The following is a 1845-nucleotide window of genomic DNA, read 5'->3' on the forward strand; positions in this document are numbered from 1 at the left end:
CCTTTAATCATGTCAGATGGAATAGCTCCGATAAATAATATTTGTAGGGCAGTATAAATGAGAGCTGCTAGAATGATACAAATCACAAGAGCAATTGGAATATTACGCTGAGGATTTTTCACCTCTCCAGCTACCGATACAATTGGATGAAGGCCTAAGTAGGCAAACATAACCCCGCCTGTGGCAATGGCGGCCTGGATACCATCAAACCCCCCGGGAGCAAACTCTCCCATCGTAAAGTTTCCTGACTTAAAATAAAATGCCAGCGTTACGATTACTGTAAGCGGTACAAAATATTTAAAAATAGAAATAATAATATTCGATTTTGCAAATGCTTTTACACTCCAGTAATTGAGTAAAAAGAATAAGCAAAGCAACACAAATTGTAGAATCCATCCAGATATCGTCGGTGAATCAGATCCAGATTTTGTTAAACCCGGAAACCAGTAGGCCACATACTGTCTCACAGCTGTTACTTCGATAGCGATTAAGCTAGTGTACGCTACAATAGTAATAAATGAAATCATATAGCCTACAAGATGACCGTGTGAATAAACAGGATATCGAATAATTCCTCCTGTACGAGGCAAGGCAGCCCCTAGCTCAGCGTATACAAGGCCTATTAATAAAATAATAACTCCACCAATAACCCAAGAAAAACTTCCTGCAGGACCGGCTTGCGTAGCGACATTACTAACGGCAAACAGCCAAGCGGAGCCAAAAATAGCCCCTAATCCAATCAATGTTAAATCTAACAGGGATATCGTCTTTTTAAACGGACCTTTATTCTCCATAAGCTTCCTCCTTTGGATGAATCATCACTTTTGTTGGTTTTTTTGACAACATTCATATATATTCGATAATATGTGTCAAAATTTTTATTACTATACCCATTCAAAATTACTTTGAATCCCTTTTCTTGATTTCTACAGATTAATTAACAGAAAATTCCCAAAAATAACTCTTATATTCAAGACACACTAAAACTTTTTCTTCTCTTCTTTAATAGGTAAAATACTCAATAGATGAAAGGAGTTAGACAAATGACTTTACCAGAAAATTTGCCTGTTGATTTTGCAACTTACAACCACTTAACATTCCTTCCGCTCGGACGCAAAAATAAATCGATTCGGTCGGTAGGAAGTAAACATACTAAAGGGCTGCTTGGACGTTTAAATGACTACTTTGAGCGAGCAATGAATGAGTTATCTCAAGAAGATATAGTCCTTTTTCAAACGTTTTTATATGGAAGTCATAGGGGCGGTTTTCCTGTCGCAATTGATAAAAATGAAGACGTTTATCCTCACTTTTGGAAACCAACTTCATTTCTATGGAAAGAATATAATAAGAATCGCGGCATTCCTATTCATCATGATGAGTTTTATTCTCAAGATTTTACGGTTTTAACTAAAAATGAGTTGGAAAACTACCTCGGAAGTATTATGAAAGATTACATGTTTTGTGCTAGGATACATGATTCTTCCAAAGAAGAATGGATTCAACATATTAATAAGTGTTTCTTCAAACATCCGCTCATTTCCCTTTATCATCGAAATGCAGATGTGATTGAAGCAATTGAACAATCAAAAAAATCACCTTTGCTTTTTATTATGAAAAACCCTGAGCAAATTGCTTTTTGGCGCAATCGGATTGAAATCATTATGAGACCTTTTCGATCTCTTCCTTACACCGGCTTTGAGAGAGGATTTTCAGATACGGAAGATACGGTATTAACTGTTCACGGAGAAAACGAGATCATTCACTTAACTTCAGAAAACAGAGGTCTCGCCGTAACATATGATGTGACAAATGATGCTATTTCACTTGATGATGAGTATAATGTAG

Annotated in this window: 2 protein-coding genes; one reads left to right on the top strand and one right to left on the bottom strand. The window is 36.4% G+C overall.

Annotated elements, in window-relative coordinates; translation table 11 throughout:
• Positions 1-794, bottom strand: a 794-nt coding sequence (locus AC1DRF_RS25735; RefSeq protein WP_477742043.1) for an APC family permease, incomplete at its 3' end; no start/stop codon positions are given.
• Between the two features lie 249 nt (positions 795-1043).
• On the opposite strand from AC1DRF_RS25735, the gene AC1DRF_RS25740 reads away from it, so the two are divergent.
• Positions 1044-1845, top strand: an 802-nt coding sequence (locus AC1DRF_RS25740) for an RQC-minor-2 family DNA-binding protein (protein WP_477742044.1), incomplete at its 3' end; no start/stop codon positions are given.

The sequence above is a fragment of the Priestia sp. P5_B4 genome, assembly GCF_056400385.1.